18 protein-coding genes and 1 tRNA gene are annotated in these 20591 nt (G+C 68.0%); 9 read left to right on the top strand and 10 right to left on the bottom strand.

What is annotated here, in order from left to right:
• Nucleotides 1-20: 20 nt before the first annotated feature.
• Nucleotides 21-692 (top strand): hypothetical protein, encoded by a 672-nt coding sequence (locus tag ACZ5M6_RS06475; RefSeq protein WP_287395032.1) that lies wholly within the window; start codon nt 21-23, stop codon nt 690-692.
• Between the two features lie 78 nt (nt 693-770).
• Here ACZ5M6_RS06475 and ACZ5M6_RS06470 read toward each other — a convergent pair whose 3' ends face one another.
• A complete protein-coding gene (locus ACZ5M6_RS06470; RefSeq protein ID WP_464159955.1) occupies nt 771-4064 on the bottom strand; it encodes a S8 family serine peptidase in 3294 nt (1097 codons plus the stop codon).
• Nucleotides 4065-4596: 532 nt separating this feature from the next.
• Between ACZ5M6_RS06470 and ACZ5M6_RS06465 the strand changes: the two genes are divergently transcribed.
• Nucleotides 4597-5337 carry a hypothetical protein gene (locus ACZ5M6_RS06465; protein ID WP_464159954.1) on the top strand — a complete coding sequence of 247 codons (741 nt, stop codon included), beginning with the start codon at nt 4597-4599 and terminating at the stop codon, nt 5335-5337.
• Between the two features lie 192 nt (nt 5338-5529).
• Here the strand turns inward: ACZ5M6_RS06465 and ACZ5M6_RS06460 are convergent, their stop codons facing one another.
• From ACZ5M6_RS06460 to ACZ5M6_RS06450, 3 genes are read right to left on the bottom strand one after another with little or no spacing between them, the layout of a single operon-like run.
• Nucleotides 5530-6708 (bottom strand): TMEM43 family protein, encoded by a 1179-nt coding sequence (locus tag ACZ5M6_RS06460; RefSeq protein ID WP_464159953.1) that lies wholly within the window; start codon nt 6706-6708, stop codon nt 5530-5532.
• Between the two features lie 8 nt (nt 6709-6716).
• The gene (locus tag ACZ5M6_RS06455) at nt 6717-7610 is read right to left on the bottom strand and encodes a hypothetical protein (protein ID WP_054764972.1); all 894 of its coding nucleotides are present in this window, start codon (nt 7608-7610) and stop codon (nt 6717-6719) included.
• Nucleotides 7611-7663: 53 nt separating this feature from the next.
• Entirely contained in the window at nt 7664-8119 is a 456-nt protein-coding gene (locus ACZ5M6_RS06450; protein WP_054764971.1) for a hypothetical protein, read from the bottom strand.
• A 186-nt stretch (nt 8120-8305) separates the two neighbouring features.
• On the opposite strand from ACZ5M6_RS06450, the gene ACZ5M6_RS06445 reads away from it, so the two are divergent.
• Complete coding sequence (locus ACZ5M6_RS06445; RefSeq protein ID WP_227976062.1) at nt 8306-8959, top strand: response regulator; 654 nt, start codon at nt 8306-8308, stop codon at nt 8957-8959.
• On the top strand, nt 8956-10869 hold the full coding sequence (locus ACZ5M6_RS06440; protein ID WP_464159952.1) for a sensor histidine kinase: 1914 nt from the start codon (nt 8956-8958) through the stop codon (nt 10867-10869). The genes ACZ5M6_RS06445 and ACZ5M6_RS06440 overlap by 4 nt, the downstream gene beginning before the upstream one ends.
• A gap of 41 nt (nt 10870-10910) precedes the next feature.
• Here ACZ5M6_RS06440 and ACZ5M6_RS06435 read toward each other — a convergent pair.
• Nucleotides 10911-11000 (bottom strand) — tRNA-Ser (locus ACZ5M6_RS06435).
• Between the two features lie 138 nt (nt 11001-11138).
• Here ACZ5M6_RS06435 and msrA point away from each other — a divergent pair.
• From msrA to ACZ5M6_RS06410, 5 genes are all read left to right on the top strand, one after another.
• The gene (msrA, locus tag ACZ5M6_RS06430; RefSeq protein WP_054764969.1) at nt 11139-11789 is read left to right on the top strand and encodes a peptide-methionine (S)-S-oxide reductase MsrA; all 651 of its coding nucleotides are present in this window, start codon (nt 11139-11141) and stop codon (nt 11787-11789) included.
• Between the two features lie 106 nt (nt 11790-11895).
• The gene (locus ACZ5M6_RS06425; RefSeq protein WP_395941880.1) at nt 11896-13218 is read left to right on the top strand and encodes a VOC family protein; all 1323 of its coding nucleotides are present in this window, start codon (nt 11896-11898) and stop codon (nt 13216-13218) included.
• A 60-nt stretch (nt 13219-13278) separates the two neighbouring features.
• Nucleotides 13279-15126, top strand: coding sequence for an acyltransferase family protein (locus tag ACZ5M6_RS06420; RefSeq protein ID WP_464159951.1), 1848 nt, complete (start codon nt 13279-13281; stop codon nt 15124-15126).
• 150 nt (nt 15127-15276) lie between these two features.
• The gene (gene mdoH / locus ACZ5M6_RS06415; protein ID WP_464159950.1) at nt 15277-17241 is read left to right on the top strand and encodes a glucans biosynthesis glucosyltransferase MdoH; all 1965 of its coding nucleotides are present in this window, start codon (nt 15277-15279) and stop codon (nt 17239-17241) included.
• A 124-nt stretch (nt 17242-17365) separates the two neighbouring features.
• Nucleotides 17366-17683 carry a hypothetical protein gene (locus ACZ5M6_RS06410; protein ID WP_182713972.1) on the top strand — a complete coding sequence of 106 codons (318 nt, stop codon included), beginning with the start codon at nt 17366-17368 and terminating at the stop codon, nt 17681-17683.
• 18 nt (nt 17684-17701) lie between these two features.
• Here ACZ5M6_RS06410 and ACZ5M6_RS06405 read toward each other — a convergent pair whose 3' ends face one another.
• From ACZ5M6_RS06405 to ACZ5M6_RS06385, 5 genes are all read right to left on the bottom strand, one after another.
• The gene (locus tag ACZ5M6_RS06405; protein ID WP_182713973.1) at nt 17702-17986 is read right to left on the bottom strand and encodes a GNAT family N-acetyltransferase; all 285 of its coding nucleotides are present in this window, start codon (nt 17984-17986) and stop codon (nt 17702-17704) included.
• Between the two features lie 61 nt (nt 17987-18047).
• A complete protein-coding gene (locus ACZ5M6_RS06400) occupies nt 18048-18431 on the bottom strand; it encodes a hypothetical protein (RefSeq protein ID WP_464159949.1) in 384 nt (127 codons plus the stop codon).
• A 10-nt stretch (nt 18432-18441) separates the two neighbouring features.
• On the bottom strand, nt 18442-19107 hold the full coding sequence (locus tag ACZ5M6_RS06395; protein WP_464159948.1) for a DUF4870 family protein: 666 nt from the start codon (nt 19105-19107) through the stop codon (nt 18442-18444).
• A gap of 79 nt (nt 19108-19186) precedes the next feature.
• Nucleotides 19187-19585, bottom strand: coding sequence for a dihydroneopterin aldolase (folB, locus tag ACZ5M6_RS06390; protein ID WP_191555273.1), 399 nt, complete (start codon nt 19583-19585; stop codon nt 19187-19189).
• A gap of 4 nt (nt 19586-19589) precedes the next feature.
• Nucleotides 19590-20363 carry an SDR family oxidoreductase gene (locus ACZ5M6_RS06385; RefSeq protein ID WP_464159947.1) on the bottom strand — a complete coding sequence of 258 codons (774 nt, stop codon included), beginning with the start codon at nt 20361-20363 and terminating at the stop codon, nt 19590-19592.
• Nucleotides 20364-20591 lie beyond the last annotated feature (228 nt).

The following is a 20591-nucleotide window of genomic DNA, read 5'->3' as shown; positions in this document are numbered from 1 at the left end:
AGCCGGAGCCAAGATGGATCATGGCGATGCGCTCGATACTGTCGACCATCCTGGCGCTGGCGGCCCTGGGACAGGCTGGGACTGCGGCTGCGCAGACGACGGGGCGTTGGACCGTCGATCAGGCCTACGCCGTCATCGACTTCCAGACCCGCCACGACGGCCGCAGCGTCGCCCAAGCCTTGGAGCGCCATCTTCGCCGTCAGGGCTTCCTGGTCGTCACCCGCCGCCAAGCCTCCGGCGGCCCGCCCCGCACGCCCGGTCGTTTTACCCTGGCGGACCCGGCCGCGCCGACGGGTTTCGGGCTGGAGGGTCCGACGACGCGCGCCGCGGCGGGCTGGCTGCGGCCGGTCCGCACGGTCGTCTGCAACGGCGCCGCCTGGCGCGCCGAAGTCAGCCCGCGTCAGGTCGGGCCGGTCGAGACCCGCTACACCCTCTGTCTCTTTCCCTATCGCGACGGCGCGCGCCAGGGACTTCAGCTCGACATCTACGCCGCCGCCGTCCTGCACGGCGATCCAGAGACGCCGATCGCGCCGCAGTCCGAAGCCGTCTCGCCCGAAGCCTTCATGCGGGGCGCGGTTCAGGCGGTCGAGCAAAGGATCGGTCAGCCCGGCGCCTGGATCGAACATCGCCTGGCCAATCGCGACCGGCCCTTCTTCCTGGACGACGACGCCCTGTCCGCCGGTCCCCACTGAAGTCTTTCGACTGAGCCTGAAACGATCGCGCCCCTGACGGAGCCGTCAGGGGCGCGAAAGTCAGCGTTCAGGCGGGAATCAGAACTTGACGCTGAACCGGCCGAAGATGCGGTTGTCGCGGTACTCGTCCTTGTAGAGGCCGGTGTAGCCCATCTCCAGCGCGGTCCGTTCGGTCGCCTGGACGGTGAAGGCCAGGCCGCCGGAGATGACGTCGTCCCCCGGATTGGCGCCGCTGATCACGAAGCCGGGTCCATCGGCGAAGGCGGCGTCGAACACTGGCCCGTCGCCGTTCAGATCGTGGGTATAGGCCAGGTGGGTCACCGCCGACAGACGCGGACGGCCCTGACCGCCGGCCAGGACGGTGCGGGTGCGGAAGCCGGCCGTGACCAGATCCGCCGTCTGTTCGACTTGGCCCGACAGGGCGGCGTCTCCGCCGACCTCGACCACGTCGGCGTCGTATTGGACATGGCTGAAGGCGCCGTAGGGTTCGAACATCGTCGCCCCGACCGCCCGGCTCCAGGCGAGTTCGCCATAGACCTGCCAGACGTCGCCGTCATAGTCGCCGGCCAAGGCGTTGCTGAACTGGTTCAACTGAGCGGTGCGGTCGGTGCGGACGTCGGCCTTGGCCCAGGATCCGCCGACACGGACCTGGAAGTCGCCCAGGGCGCCGCCGCCGTAGACGCCGATCTGTTCGCTGTTGACACGACCCGTCGAGTTCAGCCGCGCCGACCGCAGTTCCGAACGGCTTTCGCCCAAGGCCAAGCCGATGTGAACATCGTCCGACAGCGCCTTTTCGGCCCCGACCAGATAGCCGGACGATTCGCTGCGGAAGGCCGCCAGGCCGTCATGACGCGAGCCGCGGCCGTCGCCGAAGACGCCGCTGCCCCAGACCGAAACCCCGTTGCCCGCATAGGTCTGACCGCCGGCCTGACCCCGGCCGCGGTCCGACATGGCCTCGCGGATCGCGCGCGTGTCGGACACCGCCAGGCCGGCCAGAGAGGCGTGAACCTCGCCAGTCAGGCTGGGCAGGGCGGCCTGAACCGCGGGCACGCTGGCGTCCAGCAGGGCGTTCTCCAGCGACAGGTCGCGGCTTCCGCTGGTCGCCGATCCGTTGATCATCACGTCCAGGGCTGCGCCCGCCGACTTCTGGTTCGAGTTGGCGCCTAGGGACGCCACCGTCACGTCGTTGCGGCGCACCGTCAGCGTGACCCCGTTGGTCGAATAGGTCAGGACCGGCGTCAGGAAGGCCAGATCGCTCTGCGCCCCGGTGAAGGCGCCGGTGACTGCGCCCGTCGACTGAATGATGTTCATCCGCGAGCGCAGGTTCCATTCGCCGCTGTCGGCCTTCAGCACGACCTGACCGCCCTCGAGGCGCGTCGCCCCGCCGACGTTCAGCCGCGAATAGGCGCCGCCGTTGACGCTGGAGCGGATCCACAGGAAGGAGCCCGGCTTGAAGTTGACGTCGCCGGCGACGGTCAGGGTTCCGAACGGATTGGCCCCGTCGCCCGGCGCGACCACGCCGCCGCTTTCCGCCGTCAGGTTCAGCAGACGACCGACGCCGCCGATCATGCCCACGCCGCCGACGGTGGCGTTCGAGCGCAGCAGGCTGCCGTTGACGGTCAGAAGACCGCCCTCGACGCGGGTCAGGCCGCTGTAGTCATTGGCGCCGGTCAGGATCAGCTGTCCCCCGCCCTTCTTGACCAGACCGCCGACGTCATTGCCGAAGTTGGCCCGCACCTCGGCCGAATAGCGGTCGCGGGCGTCGCCGATGTTGTTGCTCCAGACATCGACGGTGCCGACCGCCACGGTGACGTCGCGGGTCGCCCGCAAAGCGGTCGGGCCGCCCAAGGCGACGTTCATCTGGGGCGCGCCCCAGCCGGACTTCAGATCGACGCCCGGCGTGTCCAGATCCCGCGAGCTGGACACCAGAATGTCCGAAATCAGGGCCGTGGAATATTCGGGGAAGTTCTCCATCAGGAGGGCGGCGAAGCCCGACACGTTCGGCGCCGCCATCGACGTGCCGGTATAGGCCGCATAGCCGGCGCCGGTGTAGCGGATGTACTGGTTCAGCACCCGCTGCAGTTCGGCGTTGGCGTATTCGAGCACGGCGCCGGAGAAGGCCGGGGTCAGGATCGCCATGTTGTTGGTCGAGACCAGCAAGCCCGCCAGGGTGGAGGTGAAGCTGTCGGGATCGCCCAGGCGGGCTCCCGCAACCAGGGTGATGGCCGCCGCTTGCCGAGCCACTTCGCGCCGTTGCGCGTCCTCGTCATAACCGGGCCCGCCGGCTTCTCGCGCGTCGAGATAGTTGTTCAGCACGACCAGAAACTGGTTCACGGCCGCAGATTGCAGGGCCGAGACGGTGGTCGCAGCATAGAGTCCCGTATAGTTCGCCCGGGGATATAGGGCCAGGATGCCGGCCCGGTCCATCGTATAGGCGGGCACGGACGAGACGACGGCCGAACCCGGTCCGGCGACGCACCAGGTCGCCGTCTGACCGCAGAAGCTGGTCGACGGGTCGGCGGCGGCAAAGCTGGAATAGTTGGCGACCGACAGCCAGTTGGAGCGCAGGCGCGGATCCGACAGGGGCGCCACGGCGTCGATGCTGGCGTGGACGCCATAGCCGTTGCCGGCCGAGAAGACCACCAGCACGTCATTATCCAGAACCGGCTTGTAGTAGTCGCCGTAGTTCCGATTCATCGACGCCAGAACGGTCGACAGCGACGCATTGTACGGCAGGGACGTGCCGCTGCCCCAGCTGTTGTTGATGATGCGCACCTGCCCCGTATTGGCCAGATCGACGATGTTCTGGTTCGAGGTCGCGACGATGTCGCCGTCGATATAGACGTCCTTGAACCACAGGAAGTCGCCGGCCGCGAAGTTGGTGGTGGCGGCGTAGAGCTTGGCGCCGTAGGCGTTGCCGAACATGGGCTGACCCGCGACCCGGTCGCCGGCGATGGTGCCCGCCACATGGGTGCCGTGGCCCTCCCATCGACGACGCGGATTGATCCGCCCGTCATTGCCGTAGCCCTCGACGACCTGGGTTCGCAGCCCCGTCACCTTGCCCGCCGATCCGAACAGGGGGTGGTCCATATAGACGCCGGCGTCATTGACCCCGATCGTCTGACCCCGCCCGGTCAAACCCATGGCGTAGGCATGTTCCAGCCCCAGGAAACGCTTGGAATAGTCGACCGAAAACTGGGCGTCCGACCGCCACGAGGCCAGGGCCGTCTGATAGTTGGTCGTGCGCGTCCCATTGGCCATATAGAAGCCGCCGGCCGGCGGGGTCGGCGTCGTCTGCGCCGCCGCCGCGCCCGCCAGGACCGACACGCCCGCCGTCGCAGCCATCAGGCCGATTTTGAAACTGAAAGCCACTCTTTCCCCCTCTTCGGCCGACGGCCGAACGCTTAAGCTTGCAACCCCACGGCGCAATTCAAACACTCAATCGACCGGAGCGAGCACCGTCGTCAACACATTTCGGACAAAAGACGGGCGCGGCGTTTCGTCTTTTAGGGGATAAAATTCCGACGCGTTCTGCGCGGCCAGCCGTAGCCTTCTCCGCATTGTCATGCGCTATTCGGTTCAGCGGCGCAGGTCCAGACCATCGCCGGGCCGAAGCAACTCGCTCGCAGGGGGGGGGTTACGGAGGGAAAGCCGTGGCGGACAGAGAGGAAGTCGTTTCTTCTCGTGAATACAACACCTTAACACGTCTAACGGGGTGTAAGGGGCATATTGAAATCCCTAGGGATTTTTCCCGTTTGGCTAACCCCTCGGGACGCCTCTCGGACACGAAAAACCCCGCCAGCGTTGCAGCGCTCGGCGGGGTTCGAATGGGCTTGGCACAACACTCAAGGCCGCAGGGATTCTACCCCCTCCCCTACCCGGCCGCAACGTCGGAGGTTCGCCCATGAGCCGCCGCCTCGATCCCGAGAACTTCGTCGCCGAAAAACTTGCCTGGCATCAGCGGATCGCCAGCGATCCCAAGATCAGCCTTCAGGCCAAGGCCGTCGCCGGCTTCATCCTCCACGACCTGAACCCTTGCGAAGGCGGCGCCTGGCGCGGCCAGGAGAGCATGGCCAGTAGTCTGGGCGTCAGCCCCCGACAGCTGCGACGCCTGCTCGAGGAACTGCAGACCGCCGACTATCTCGAGGTCGAGGTCCGGAGGGGGCGGGGCCGCACCAACATCTGCCGCGCAACCATCCCGGGCGAAGCGGCCGAGGTGCCGCAAAACCGGTCATCCGCGACCGATCAAACCCGCGAAAAGCGGCCACAAGCGACCGCTCAAACGCCGGAAAACCGGACATCAGCGACACGAAAACCGGTCACCGGTGACCGACAATACCTTTATGAGCCCATTAAAAGATTTCGCGCCGCCGAAAGCCGACGACCAGATGGCGGCGCCGGGACGCCGGCGAGGCTCATCCCGTTCGCCGAGACCGACATCCGCAAGGCGGTCGTCCAGATCGCGGGGGAAGGCGCGGCGATAAGCTACCTGGATCACGCCAGATGGGAGCCCGATGAACGGCGCATCCTCTGCACCAGTCCCACGGCGTTCGCCCGACTGAAGGATCTCGTCGGCACGCCGCTAGCCGCGAGAGGCGTGTCCATTGCATTGCAGCCCTGCAAATCCCGTCAGCTCGCGGCCTGATGAAAAAGGCGTGCGGCGAACACTCACAAAATTTACCGCAAATGTTGCGTCGATTACCCCTTACTGCGAACAGCCTATAAGGTTGCCGGCCTACTTCTAGGACAGCTGCCTTCGTCGGCTGCGCTAGCGAGGGTTAGAGCTGCCGCACTAGCTCGAGGGCATTTCAAGCAGCTACGGGCCAATACCGCTCGTTTACTGAGTACCAACAACGCGAGGTTCAGAGCGCGTTCCGCGTGCGGCCTTTAACCTCCATATCCCCAGGGCGACGAGCGCGCCGAGGGTGAGGACGACGACGGACAGCAGGGGACGAACGACCAGCCAGGCCGTCGCGATCGTCAGGGCCGAGAGGATTGCGCCGAAGATGAAGGCGAGGGCGACGACGCCGAACCCGACGATCGCGCCCGCCGGCGGGAACACGTCGGCCGCCACCTTGGCCGGATTGAGGATCAGGGCGAGGCCCAGGATGATCGCGACCGCGCCGCCGAGCCGCACAAGCCAGGTCAGGACCTGGTTGGCCGCCTTGGCGTCCTGCAGCATCGTCTCGGCGTCGAGCCGTCCGGCCCGCACCTCGTAAAGGCGGCCGTGGCGCGTGGCGTAGGGAACCAGATCGGCGCCCTGCTGGCCGGCGATGACGCTGATCGGCCCCCAGGGAGCCGCCGCATAGCGGATGCGGGCGTCGCCCGCGGCGGGCAGGGCCGGATCTGCGCCCACATAGAGGGCGTCGCCGCTGACGACGACCTTGCGGCCCAGGCGGCGTTCCGCCTCCTGGGCGTCGCCGGCCAGAAGGACGACGGTTTCCGTCGCCGGCAGCCCCGCGGCCGCCTCTGGCCCGAGGCGCCGCCGCCCCAGCCTGATCTGCGGCGTCGAAAAGTCCTGATCCTTCAGGATCGGTTCGGGATTGACGTGTCCCTGCGGCTGCTTGAACCCGTCGGAATCCACCGGAAGCGACGACCATTCCAGCTGGTAGTCATAGGTGGCGACCGTCTCCTCGCCGCCGCCCAACCGCGTGCGCGTCTCGGTGCGAACCGTCTCAACCCACTGATAGAGTTCGACCTTCCGGACCAGCCTGAGGCCGGAGATTCTGAGACCTGTGCTCTCGTCGCTCAGCGGTCCGGCGGCCTGGGCCAGGCCGACGACGTGAACGGGCCGCCCCTCCTGGGCCGGGTCGATCCTGTCGGGTGAGGCCGAGGTCGCCAGACGTCCGCCCTCGTCCAGCGTCTGGGCCGCACGCACCGCGCGGCCTTCGTTGCCGAACAGAAGCGTCAGGCCTCCCAGCACCAGGATGACGCCGACCGCCATGCCCGCCAGGGCGCCGCCCAGCCGTTGCAGCCAGGAGGCGTGGGTCGTCACGACGAGGGGATCTTGGCTCATGTCCGGCTTCACGGGGTTTCAGTGATTTGCAGGACAGCCGGCGCCGTGCCGCCGCCGAAGACGCCGACCCAGATGTCGTAGACGCCGCTGCGCGGCGCGTTCAGGCGGATCTCTGCGTTGGTGCCTTCGCCGCCGTCGTCGTCGCACAGCCACTCGCCGTCCGGCGTATTGACCATCAGGGTGACGTCGCGGTCGGCGTTCGCGCGAATCGCCAGCGGCATGCCGGCCGCGTCGTAGGTCAGTTCGAAACTGGGCGCGATCGCCGTAAAGCCGGAACAGCCGTTTTCGACACGCGAGGCGTCGACCGTCCCTCCAGCGGTCACGGCGCGACGGAAGGGATCAGGCGTAAAGCCCGCGCGAAGCCGGCGCGAGCCATAGGCGGCCGGTGCGGCGTGATCGGGAGCGTCCCGGCCGTCGTCGCTCGCCTCGGGGCCGTACCGGCCGCCGCCCAGCATTTCCGAAATCCGGACCTCGCCGATCGGGCGAGGCTGACCGAAGGCGCCCAGCCAGATGCGGTATGTCCCGGACTGGGGGCTGGAAATGACGATGCGCGCGTTGCGGCCGTCGAGGCTGTCGTCGTCGCAACGCCAGCGCCCGTCCGGTCCCTGGACGACCAGGCTGGTGTCTGCAGGGCTGTCGCTGGTCAGGACGAGCGGGGAGGCGCCGGCTTCGTAGCGAAGCTCGATATTGGCGCGACGGGCCACCATGCCGACGCATCCGGGCGCCAGGGACGCGGCCGACCGGGCGCCGCCGGCGCGGAGTTGCACGACCTCGGGATCCGGCAGGAAGCCGGATTCGAGCTCGACAATCTGGAAGTCGGGCCTGTGCTGAAAGGCCTGGGCCGAGACCTGACCGGCTGCGAAGACCAGGCCGAAGCCGATGAGAATGGATCGAAAAGCCATGGGACTGAACGTTCGGCGCGGCCCCGGATCGATCCGGGGCCGCGCCTCTTTCTTCAGGGGGTTTCGGTGATCTGCAGGGTGGCGCTGGTCGTGCCGCCGCCGAAGGTGCCGACCCAGACGTCGTAGGTTCCGCTCTGCGGCCGGTTGAAGCGCACCATGGCGTCGCCGTCGCCGTACGAGTCGTCGTCGCAGTGCCAGCGTCCGTCCGGGCCGTTGATGATCAGGGTCGTGTCTTCCGACGAGACCGTGCGGAACACCAGCGGCAGGGAGCCCGCCTGATAGGTCAGCTCAAAGTCGGGGGCCTGGCTGATCATGCCGGTGCAGGCGCCCGGCAGACGCGCTCCGTCGACCGATCCGCCCGCCTGGACGCTGACGCGGTAGGGGTCGGGGGTGAAGCCGGAGCTGAGCGAAATCTCGCCGAAGTTGGCGGTGAGGCTGGCGTCCTGGGCGAGCGAGACGGTCGGGGCGGCGGCGGCCAGCAGGGCGGCGGCGAGAAGACAGAGTTTCAAGTTCGTGGTCCTTCCAAATGGGCCCGCCGTCGAGACCGGAGCCGGTCGGAGGCGGGTTCGACAGAAAGCTTGACCGTTGGGGGAGGCGCTTGAAATACCATGGGCGGGCGAGCCGCCTCCCATGATCATGGGATGCGGTCCGGCGCCTTCCCGCTAAGCTTTGCGGTCGTTTATCAGGAGAGGGCCGTGCCCCACCGCATCGCCGTCATCGAGGACGACCCCTTCGTCCGTCGCCACCTGGCCCGCCTGATCGACGCCCATCCCGAGCTGCAGCTGATGGGCGAGGCCGGCGGCGTCTCGGCCGGACTGGCGCTCGCCGCCAAGGGCGCCGACCTGATCATCGTCGACCTGGGACTGCCCGACGGCTCCGGTCTGGAGGTCATTCGCACGGCGGCGGCCCTGCCGTCCCCGCCGCGCTTGCTGGTGCTGACCGTTTTCGGCGACGAGACCAGCGTGGTCGAGGCGGTCGGCGCCGGCGCGGACGGCTATCTGTTGAAGGACAGCGCCGACGAGACCCTGTGCGCCGACATTCTGGAGACGCTGAACGGCGGGTCCCCCATATCGGCCTCGGTGGCGGCCTATCTGCTGCGGCGCATGCGCCGCGCGCCGCAACCGGCCCAGCCCGAACCGTGCGAGAGCGCCGCCGCCGTCACCCCGCGCGAGGTCGAGCTGCTGAATTTGCTGGCGCGCGGGCTGAGCTATCGCGAGGTCGCCTCGGCCCTGTCGATCTCCCACCATACGGTGGGCGCCCATGTGAAGGCCATCTATCGCAAGCTGGCGGTCAATTCGCGGTCCGAAGCGGTGTTCGAGGCGGTCCAGACGGGCCTCATCCAGCTTTGACCACGCCCCTGCTCAACCTGGATCTCGAACGCCGTCCTGTCGCCGGCGGTCTGATTCTCACGGTCATCATCCAGGCGCTCTTCTGGGCCTTCGTCTTCGCGGCCAACCGGCCGGCCCTGCCGCCGGCCCAACTCGCCGCCCTTCAAATCTCAAAGGCCTATGTGGCGCCGGTCCCCGGCCTGGAGCCGGAACCGATCGAACGGTCGGGCCGCACGCTGAAACGCCTGCCCTTCAACACGCGCGAGAGCGACGCCTCTCCCTGCGTCCGTGGCGCGCGCTTCTCGGCCTATCAGCTGAGCGCGGACGTCAGCCTTCCCGATCCCGACGTGGTCTACGGCGTCCATGTCAGCGGGATCCGCGACAATTACGCCGTCTGGCTGAACGGTCGAATGGTCGCCACGCCGCGCGGACGCTTTTCATCCCAGCCGACCCGGGAAGGCAACGAGCCCCTGACCCTGGGGCTGACGCCCGAACTGATCCAACCGGGCAAGAACCGGCTCGACATCGTCGCCGTCGCCAACGGTTGCCATCCGAATTTCGGCCGGATCTATGTCGGGCCGGAAAACGTCCTGCGGCGCCTTCAGCAGCAGGAAAGACTGACGAAAACCGTCCTGCCCTTCATCACGGTGATCGCCTCCTCGACCCTGGCCCTGACCGCCGTGTTCCTGCTGCCGCTCAGCGGTTACAGCGGCGTCTTCTTCAGCCTGGCCGCCTTCATGATCTCGCTGGCCGTCCGGGGCTGGACCTTCATCTGGTACGACGCCGACATCGACCGCGCCCTGAGGGACGTGGCGGCCTATTCGATCTCGGCGACGGCCATGGCGAACGCCGCCTTCTTCCTGAACCGCTGGACCCAGGCCCCGGCGCGCCATCTGGTCTTCGTCTACGGCTGGTGCCTGGCCTGCATCATCGGCCTCTGGTGCGGCTGGGCAGCCAAGGTCGTCTGGGTCCCGCAGATCACCGAAACGGGCGGCATCGTGCTGTGCGGCCTTTATTTCATCTGGCGGATGACCTGTCTGGCCAAAGCCCGGCGGGCCGTGGCGGCGCGCACCTTCGCCTTCCTGTCCGTCGCCCTGACGGCGACGATACATGATCTGATCATCGCCCTTTTCGGCCTGCCCCGATGGACCATGGCGGGGCTCTATTTCCCCTTCGTCCTGATCGGCGCCATCGCCTGGGAGATCATCATCAGGGGCATAGATCTGTATCGCGGCGCCGCCATGGCGCGCGACAGCCTGGCGGAACAGGTGCAGCTCAAGGAGGCCGAGATCCGCTCCACCTATCTGCGCCTCAGAGAGCAGGAGCGGATGATCGCCATCAACGAGGAGCGCCAGCGCCTGGTGCGCGACATGCACGACGGAGTCGGCGGCCATCTGGTCTCGCTGCTGGCCCAGTTGAGAGGCGGCGCGCCCGATGTCGAAACCCTGCGCGAGGGCGTGCGGATCGCCATCGACGATCTGCGGCTGATCATCGATTCGATGGACGGCGTGGATGACTCGCTGGAGGTGGCCATCGCCATCTTCCACGAACGCATGGCGCCCCGCCTGCGTCTGGCGGGGATTGAGCTGACTTGGTCGGCCGAGCCGGGCGCGCCCGTCGAGGGTTTCGGCCCGGAGGCCCGGATCAATATCTACCGCATTCTTCAGGAGGCGATCACCAACGCCGTGAAACACGCCAAGGCGTCCAGAGTCGATATTCGCTTGAAGATGGAACGCGACGCCGTCGTTATCTCGGTCTCGGACAACGGCATCGGACTGCCCCAGTCGCTGCGTGAAGGCGGCAAGGGCCTGCCCAACATGAACCGCCGCGCGGACCGGATCGGCGGAACGCTGGATCTGGTCCCGCTGAACCCCGGACTTTCAGTTCGGCTGCAGGCGCCTCTCCCTTCTGCGCCGGAACCAGGGCGTTAGGAGGCGAAAGCGAGCCGAAGAGAGCCCGTAACACCAGGCGCTGGCGGACAGAGAGGGATTCGAACCCTCGGTAGGCTTTCACCTACACACGCTTTCCAAGCGTGCGCGATCGACCACTCCGCCACCTGTCCGTTTCACACCAGCTCGTGCGCGCCGCCGGAGGTCGATCCGGCGGGAGGCGGGCCTGATAGAACACCATGGCCCCCTCGGCAAGCGCCTGTGACGTCCCCATATGGGGGCGGACGACATTTTCCTTATTGGGGAACCCCATGCTGCTGACCAAGACCGCCGAACTGCCCACCGCCGAGACCGCCCTGCCCGGACGCGCCGAGCCCCTGGCGACGGACGAAACCCATTTCGTCAGCGGCCATCCGCTGAAGGGGCCCTATCCCGAGGGTTTTGAAACGGCGATCTTCGGCATGGGCTGTTTCTGGGGCGTGGAGCGGGTCTTCTGGTCCCTGCCGGGCGTCTGGGTGACGTCGGCCGGCTATTCGGGCGGAATCACGCCCAATCCGACCTATGAGGAGACCTGCACCGGCCGGACCGGGCATGCCGAGGTGGTCAAGGTGGTGTTTGACCCGTCGGTCATAACCTACGGCGACCTGCTTAAGGCTTTCTGGGAAAACCACGACCCGACCCAGGGCATGCGCCAGGGGAATGACGTCGGCACCACCTATCGGTCCGCCATCTACACTCTGAACGACGATCAGCAGCGCGAGGCCGAGGCGTCGCGTGACGCCTATCAGGCGGCCCTGACCGCGGCCGGGCGCGGCGCCATCACCACCGAGATTCAGCCTGCCGGCGAATACTATTACGCCGAGGGTTATCACCAGGGCTATCTGGCCAAGAATCCGGCCGGCTATTGCGGCATCGGCGGCACCGGCGTGGTCTGTCCGATCGGGATCGGCGTGAGGGCCTGACCGACGTCCTTGGATGACGGTCGGGCGAAATGTCCTGTCCGCCTCCGGCTAGGCGTCGGCGGCGGACAGGCGTAGGGAAGCCGAAAACGCCCAAGGGAGAGCCGCCATGTCCGCCTTCGTCCATCCCGATGAGATCCGCAGCCGTTTCTCGGCCGCGTTGTCGGCCATGTACCGAGCGGAGGTGCCTCAGTACGGGGAGCTGCTGACCCTGGTGGCCGAGGTCAACGCCGAGGCCTTGAAGGCCGATCCGGCGGGGGCGGACCGGCTGGCCGCAGCCGGCGAACTGGCGCGGCTGTCTGAGGAACGGCACGGCGCCATCCGCGTCGGCACGGCGGACGAACTGGCCACTATCGCCCGCGCCTTCGCCGTCATGGGCATGGCGCCGGTCAGCTATTACAATCTGGCCCCCGCGGGGGTGCCGGTCCATTCGACCGCCTTCCGCCCGGTCGATCCGGCGGCCCTGGCGCGCAATCCCTTCCGGGTCTTCTGCTCCCTGCTGCGGCTGGAGCTGATCGAGGATCAGGACCTGCGTCAGGAGGCGGCCGCGGCCCTGGCCCGGCGCGACATCTTCACCCCGGGCGCGCGGGCGCTGATCGAGGCGGCCGAGACCGCCGGCGGCCTGGACGAGGACCAGGCCGACCGTTTCGTGTCCGAACTGCTGGAGACCTTCCGCTGGCACGCCGAGGCGACGGTCAGCGCCTCCGTCTATGAGCGGCTGGTCGCGGCCCACCGGCTGATCGCGGACGTGGTCAGCTTCAAGGGGCCGCACATCAACCATCTGACGCCGCGCACCCTGGACATAGACGCGGCCCAGGCCGCCATGCCCGAACGGGGCATCACGCCCAAGGAGACGATCGAGGGGCCGCCCGCCCGCGCCTGCCCGATCCTTCTGCGCCAGACCAGTTTCAAGGCCCTGCAGGAGGCCATCGCCTTCCCCGGCGCGGACGGGGCCGTCCAGGGGGTGCACACCGCCCGCTTCGGCGAGATCGAGCAGCGCGGCTGCGCCCTGACCCCGACGGGACGCGCCCTGTACGACGCGGCCCTGGCCAGCAAGGACTTTTCGGCCCTGCCCGACGACTGGTCGGCCCTGCGCCGGAACGGCCTGGCCTGGTTCCGCTATCGCGCGACGCCGCAGGGCCTGGCCGGGCGCGCCGAGACGACCGATCTGGAGGCCCTGATCGCCCTGGGTCACGTCGTCGCGGAGCCGATCACCTATGAGGATTTCCTGCCCGTCAGCGCGGCCGGAATCTTCCAGTCCAACCTGGGCGCCGAGGTGCGCGAAGCCTATGCCGTCGATCCGGCCAAGGCCGATTTCGAACGGGCCCTGGGCCGGGCCGTGCTGGATGAGATGGCCCTGTATCAGGCGGAGCAGGAAGCCTCGATCAGCGAGACGTTGAAGGCCTTGGGTCTGACCGAGGCCGTGGTCTGAGGAGATCCGAGACCATCCGCCGTATTGCCTGACGCCCCGCGCCGGATCATAGACGCGGCCGTGCCCCCCTCCGCCCCCTCGTCCGCGCGCCGTTATGATCTGGACTGGATCCGGGTGGGGGCGTTCGGCCTGCTGATCGTCTATCACGTGGGCCTAGTCTACGGGGTCTACGGCTGGCACGTGCACAGCGTCCACACCTTCGAGTGGATGCGCGAAGCCATATTGATCACCAATCCGTGGCGGCTGACCCTGCTGTTTCTGGTGTCGGGCGCGGCCCTGCGGTTCATGACCTTCCGGCGCACGCCGCGCCAGGTGGCCCGGGCGCGGTTCGAACGCCTGGTTCCGCCCCTGCTGTTCGGGGCCGTGGTCCTGGTGCCGATCCAGTCCTGGATCGAGGCCATGGACAAGGCCGGCTGGCCCAATGGCCTTGCCGGCTACGCCGCCTGGATGGTGCGCGAGTTCAGCTTCAGCGGCCTGGCCGACGGCGTGCCGGTCAACCATCTGTGGTTCATCGTCTATATCGCCGCCTACAGCGTCGTCACCATACTGCTGTGGCGACGGCCGGGCCTGATCGACCGGATCGGCGCGTGGCTGGAGAAGTCTCTGGTCGGGCCGCGCCTCCTGATCCTGCCGATCCTCTATCTGATCGCCATCCGCATCCTGCTGTTCCCCTGGTTCGGGGTGACCAATGTCCTGCACTGGGACTGGTACAATCACGCCCTTTCCCTGGCGGCCTTCATCTTCGGCTTCAGCATCGTGGGGCGAGAGAGCATCTGGCGCGACATGGAGCGGTATCGCTGGGTCGCCCTTAGCCTGGCGGCGCTCGCCCTGCCGATCATGATGGCCCAGGTCTGGCACCCCGGCGGCCGGGCCTTCTGGGGCGTGCCCAAGGCCATGGTCTACGGCCTGGACCAGTGGGCGACGATCGTCGCCATCCTGGGTTTCGGCAGCCGGCATCTGCGGTCACGCGGCGGGCCGGTTCTGACCTATCTGACCGAGGCCACCTTCCCCCTCTATCTGGCGCACCAGACCATCCTGGTGGCGGCGGTCTGGATCATTCGTCCTGCCCATCTGCCGGCAGGGCTGGAGGCCCTGTCCCTGCTCCTGATCACCTTCCTGGGCAGTTTCGCCGTCTATGAGGTCGTAAAGCGCATCCCCGCCATCCGTCCTCTGTGGGGTCTGAAGCCCGCCGGCGGACGGCCCTGGCCGCTGGATCTGGAGGCCTTGCGACGTCCCGCCGCCCGTTATCACCGCCGTCGTCGCCTGCTGGCCGTCGGGATCGCCGCGCCGCTCCTGGCCCTGACGGTGGTGGCGGCCGCCATCGCCGCCTATCCCGGCTTCGACAACGCCACCCAGTATCTGAGCGAGCTGGGCGGTTCGACGGCCCAGGCCCCGATCATCTTCAACGGCGGCGTCTTCATCGCCGGCATAATGGCGGGCGTGGCGGGGATCGGCTTCGGCCTGGCCGTCTACGCCCTGACGGAGAAGCGGATCGCGGGCGCCGTGATCGCGGCGGTCTTCGTCCTGGCCGGGGCGGGCATGTCGGCCTCGACCCTCTACCCCTGGCCGGACCCGCGCCACATGATCATCAACCTGGCCCTGGGCATTCAGCTGGCGCCGGTGCTGCTGCTCTGGGGTCTTGCGTCGCGCCGGGATCTGCCCCGGCTCAAAATCTTCCTGACCGCCATCTTTGTCATCATGGCGTGTCTGACCGTTGTTACAAAACACATGATCTTTCCCGGCACGGTCAACGACGCCAACGTCGGCTGGTGGGAGCGGGCCTATGCCCTGGTGCTGGTCGGCTGGGTCGGCGTCGCCGCCTGGCTGCTGGATCGCAAGTTGTTGCAGGAAGCGGGAAAATCCCCGTCTGGCGGGTCCGTCGCCCAGGTCGCGGCGGCGGGGGAGTAAAAAAACCCCGAATTTTTCGCCCCTATCAACATTGCGTGATTGAAAATCGCGCGAATGTGATCGACTATAGGGGTCGTGCTGCGATGCAGCGCGCACCGCCTTCCTGCCTTCGGAAGCGCGGATGGTCAACACGGGGGCGTCCAGAGCGGCATGAACAAGCTGGCGATCCGGCCTGTCGAACAGGCTGAAATCGAGACCCTGAACCCGGCGCCGCAGGGCCCGGCCTGGTCCTGGCTGCCCGACGAGGCGCCGCTGGCCATGCCGGTTCAGTCCCTGAGCGCGCCCGAGGCCGTCGCCGAGGCCGTTCCCGCCACCTCCCCGCGCACGGTCGGCCTGCGCCGGCTGATGCTGCTGGCCGGCACCCTGGTCCTGACCGGCCTGTCCGCCATCGCTCCCTTCTATCTCTACGCCCGCAAGGGCTGGGACGGGACCGAGATCCTGGCCTTCGGCATCTTCATGGTGCTGATCACCGCCATCTCCTGCTGGTTCGTCAGCGGCCTGATGGGCCTGTTCGTCATGCTGCGCGGCAAGGATCAGGCCGACCTGGCCTTCGCCCCCCATCCGGCCCTGCCCCGCACCCGCACGGCCCTGCTGATGCCGCTGTACAATGAGGACGCCCGCGCCTCCTTCGCCCGCCTGGCGATGATCGACGCCTCGCTGACCCGCCTGGGCGCCGCCTCGGCCTTCGACATCTTCGTGCTGAGCGACTCGACCAAGGAAGAGGCCGCCGCCGATGAGCGTTCGGTCTTCCAGGCCTTCCGCCAGACCGCCGGCTGCAAGACCTTCTATCGTCGCCGCACCGAGAACACCGAGCGCAAGGCCGGCAATCTGGCCGAATGGGTCCGTCGTTTCGGCGGCGCCTATGAGACCATGATCGTTCTGGACGCCGACAGCACCATGGCCGGCGAGACCCTGCTGCGCATGGTCGACGCCATGGAGCGCAACCCCGGCGTCGGCCTGATCCAGACCGCCCCCGTCATCATCAAGGCCCGCACCATCTTCGCCCGGGTGTCGCAGTATTCGGTGCGCCTGTACGGCCGCGTCGCCGCTGCCGGCCTGGCCTACTGGACCGGTTCGGAATCCAGCTACTGGGGCCACAACGCCATCATCCGCACGCGCGCCTTCGCCGCCTGCTGCGGTCTGCCGCACCTGAAGGGTCGCAAGCCCTTCGGCGGCCATGTCATGAGCCACGACGTGGTCGAGGCCGCCCTGATGCGGCGCGCCGGCTGGGCCGTCCACGTCAGCGCCGCCCTGGAAGGGTCGTGGGAAGAGACCCCGCCGTCGATCACCGACTTCATCCGCCGCGATCACCGCTGGTTCCAGGGCAATCTGCAGCACCTGGGCCTGATCGGCGCCAAGGGCCTGTCGCCGATGAGCCGACTGCAGCTGGCCATGGGCTGCATGGCCTATCTGTCCTCGCCCCTGTGGATGGCGTCCCTGATGGTCGGCCTGTTCATCCAGATGTTCTATCCGGTCGACTGGACCAGCTTCTTCTACGTCCTGAACCCGCAGTTCACCCCCTTCATGCTGGCCTCCTTCCTGTCCGGCGTCCTGCTGATCGGGCCCAAGTTCATGGGCGCCGCCCTGGTGCTCAGCCGCCCGGCCGAGCGGCGCGCCTTCGGCGGACGCCGCGCCATCGCCAAGGGCATGGCGGCCGAGATCGCCCTGTCGGCCATCCTGGCCCCCATCCTGATGGTGGCCAACACCAAGGCCTTCATCCAGATCCTGTCCGGCCACGACACCGGCTGGACCACCCAGCAGCGTGAGGCCGACGGCCTGGCCTGGTCCGACGCCTTCCGCGCCATGCGCTGGCAGATGGTCGCCGGCGTGGGCTTCATCGCGCCCCTGTGCGTCCGTCCCGACCTGGCCACCTGGTTCGCTCCCATCGTCCTGCCCCTGCTGCTGGCCGCCCCGATCGCGGTCTGGACCTCGCGCGTCCGTTCGGGCGACGCCCTGGCCCGGAAGGGCTTCCTGGTCACCCCGGCCCAGGACGGCGTCAGCGTCAATCCGGCCGTGCTGCACACGCCCCGTTCGCCCCTGCGCGCGGTCGCCGGCGGCGTCCTGGCCCCGGTCGCAGCCCCGGCCATGGTCCCGGCTCGCGCGCCGGAGCTCTAAGCCCCGCTCTATCCGCCGACCGATGCAGGACGGCCACAGAACCGTCACAACCGCTACAGCCCCGCTCGACGCAGGGCCCGGTCTTGATCATCTTCAGTCATCAGCTCTGCTGAGGACCGATTCCATGACCAAGAAGACCAGCGCCGATTCCAAGCCCGAACTCCGCATCGTCGGGACCGAGGCGGCCGTCTATGACCTGATGCGAGCGCCCGAGACGACGGCTGAGCGGGTCAAACGCCTTCAGATGGAGGCGCACGCCCTGGCCCTGGAAGAGATCGACCAGTTCGAGAAACTGCTGAGCCAGGCCGCGCAAAAGGCCAAGGACATCGCCTCGGGCGGCGACGCCTATCCGGTCGGCGTTCGCGAGATCGCCACGCGCCTGGCCGCCGACCTGCCGACCCGGGCCGAGACCATACGCACGATCGTGGGCCGCCTGGGCTGACCCCAGGGGGTCCGGCCCTCAGGCCAGGACGTCGTCATAGTCCGGGTGTCGCTTGTGCCAGGCCACGGCGTAGCTGCATTGCGGGAACAGTTTCAGCCCGTGTTCGCGTGCATGTTCGGCCATCGCCTGCATGAAGCGCCCGGCGGCGCCCGAGCCGCGCAGGCTCTGGTCCGCCTCGACGTGCAGGATCATCCGCGCCCCGCCGCGCACGGCGTAGTCGGCCCAGACCCGTCCCTCGCCGCCCTCGCCGTCGAACATCTGTTCAAAGCGGTTGTCGTCCCTGGCGTCGGTGAACGGTCCCATGCTCAACTCCCTTTACGCTTCAACAGCCTGGGAGACGGGACGTTCCATCGGCGCCGACGCCTCAGATCGGCTTGTCCTGCAACAGATTGATCAGGCCCAGCACGCTCTTCACCGTGAACCAGACACTGAGCAGGAACCAGATCAGCAGGAACAGCAGCAGGAAGGGAATGCCGATCAGCACCACCGAGGCCAGGGCGCTGACGAAGATGCCGACCCAGGCGGCGATGGTCCACCAGAAGACCGACCAGAACAGGCGGATTTGGGCGTCGATATGTTGCCGGGCCACGCCCGCCGCCGTGCCGCGCGTCACATAGGCCACCACCAGCCCGACCAGGACCAGCACATTGGCGCTGGGGATGGACAGGATGAACAGGGCCCAGGCGATCAGGGCGCCGACCTTGCCTTCCGGCTCCTGGCCGGGGGTGAAATTGGGTTCGGTCGTCATGGTCGTCCTTTCAGAACAGCCAGCTGCGCGGATTGTCGATCGGCCGCCCGGCCTTCAGACGCATCACGCCGAAGACGCCGCGCGCCAAGATCCACAGGGCCGACAGGAACAGGACGAAGACCCCGATATTGACGATCACCAGCAGGCCGCCCAGCACCACCGCGACGGCGGCGATCCACAGGGTGCGCCTCTGATACAGGAAGTGGCTGGCGGCCAGACGCTCCTGCGGGCCTTCGCGCCCGGTCACGGCCACCAGGGCCAGAAGCGCCGAAACCCCCAGGGTCGGCACGGCCAACAGGATCAGCACATAGACGGCGTAAAGGCTCATCGGCGCGGGCGGCTGTTCCTTTCGGCGCCCCAGGCTGTCGCGCAGGGCGTCCACCGGGCCGGGCCGCACGGACCGGTCAAACGGTCCCGGCTGGGCGGGGGCGGGCGCCGGAACGGGCTGGGGCTCGGGCGGATCGAACAGATCGGCTTCGCGCTCAGGGGCCGGCGTCACGGGCTCGGCCCTGGTCGGCGCGGCGACCGGCGCAGCGGGCGTCGCCTCCGGCTCTCGGCGCCGCCCCGCCAGCGAAGCCGCCGAGACGAAGCCGACCAGGGCGTCGTGATCCTGATCGTCGGACGCGGCCTGGGGCTGTGCGGACTCTGAGCCTTGCGGATCGCCGGGTTCGGCCATGGACAGGATACGCTTCTCTCGCGCCGCCGAGACGGCTGGACTGTTAAGGACAATGGCCGCCCAGGCGGGCGGACGCAACCTATCGCGCCAGCACGATCTCGCATCCGGGCGCGATCACGGCCGACAGGGCGCCGGGCTTTTCGATCCGCACCCTGGCCCGCATCACCCGCCGATCCTCCAGACAGGCCCGCGCCAGCCGATCGGCGAAGGTCTCCACCAGTCCCACATGGCCCTCGGCGGCGATGGCGCGAGCGGCCTCGGCGACGGTCTCATAGTTGATGGTGTCAGCCAGCCGCTCGATCGGCCGGGGCTCCAGCTCCAGGGTCACGTCGATGACCAGGGTCTGCAGCCGCCCCTGTTCGTGGTCATAGACCCCGATCCCCGCCTGAACCTCCAGCCCGCGCACGAAGACGCTCAGCCCCTCGCAGCGCAGCGGCTCGTCCGCCGGAAACGGCGACACCGAAGACGACTGGACCACGCGGCTACTCCTGGATGTCCGGGGTGCGCCAGGCCAGATGCTGGCCCCCATCGACGGCGATCATCTGGCCCGTCACCATTCGCGCGTCAATGAGCCACAGCACGGCCTCGGCCACCGCTTCCGGGCTGCCGGGCGTCTGCAACAGGGTGGCGCGCGCCTCGGCGGCGAATTCTTCGGGCGTCTGGTGGATGGACGGCAGGGTCGGCCCCGGCCCCACGCCGTTGACCCGAATGCCCGGCGCCAGGGCCTGGGCCAGGGTCTGGGTCGCCCACCACAGGCCGTTTCGCGACAGGCTGTAGGAGAAGAAGCGCGGGTCGGGCTTCAGCACCTTCTGGTCCAGCAGATTGACGATCGCCCCTTCCACCGTCTGGGCGGCGAAGGCCTCGGCCAGAACGATCGGCGCCCGCAGATTGGTCTCCAGATGCTTGTCCCAGCTGTCGCGCGTCAGGCCGCCGATCCGGTCGTCCTCGAACACCGAGGCGTTGTTGACCAGCACCGTGACCGGTCCCAGGGCCTCGGCCGCCGCCGGCACCAGGGCCCGCACCCGCGCCTCGTCCGTCAGATCGGCCTGCAACAGACAGGCGCGCCGCCCCAGGCCGCCGATCGCCTCGGCCAAATCCCGCGCCGCCTCGCCCGAGGCGTGATGATGGATCGCCACATCGAACCCGGCCCTGGCCAGGGTCAGACATATGGCCCGCCCGATCCGCCGCGCCCCGCCCGTGACCAGGGCGACGCCCCGCGCCGCAGAAGCGCCCGAAGCCGCCGGGACTTCAGTCAAGCCGACCGAACTCGACCAGGTTCATCAGGGCCATGACGGCGATGAAGCCGAAGATGATGCCGAGAGCCAGCATGGTGATCCTCCTGTTTCCCCAAGGCTTAGAGGCAGGCGGGGCGGGGTTCAAGCGGGGATGGGGGTGGAAGTTGACTCATAGCTGACGTTGAATAGACCCGCTTTTGGCCCGCTGGCTCAATGCTAGCAGCGTCACGCGGCGCTGAACTCTTCGCG

The sequence above is a fragment of the Brevundimonas sp. Br13 genome (assembly GCF_055391505.1).
This window is presented reverse-complemented; position numbering and strand designations above follow the sequence as displayed.